The organism is Candidatus Nanopusillus massiliensis, assembly GCF_920984865.1.
Window position 1 is genome coordinate 296,303 of the sequence record NZ_OV100765.1, and the last position, 402, is coordinate 296,704.

The window sequence follows — 402 nt, forward strand, 5'->3', positions numbered from 1 at the left end:
GCATTTTATGTTTGGTTTNGAACGCAAATTGATATATTAAAATATTCAAAAAAAGTTATTTTCGGACATCATTCTCCTTTGGATAAACCTATCAAAGANTTTATTATTCTTTATTAGAAAAGTATTATTGCCAGAAAAATAAGATATTCCTATCATCATTTTTTAACCGAATATGTGCAAATATATATAGAAAAAGGGGTTTTAAGAAAATATTTATAATTCCGAATTTTTGTTGAATTAGATAAATATAAACCAAAGGAAAAAAGCTATGATAAATTTAAGATAATCTTGCCAGGTGTTATTAATATACTAAAAGGAATAGATATTTTAATAAAGGTTGCTGAAACTTTAAAGAAATATAATGATATAGAATTCTATATCGCCGGTAATAAGCCAATATAT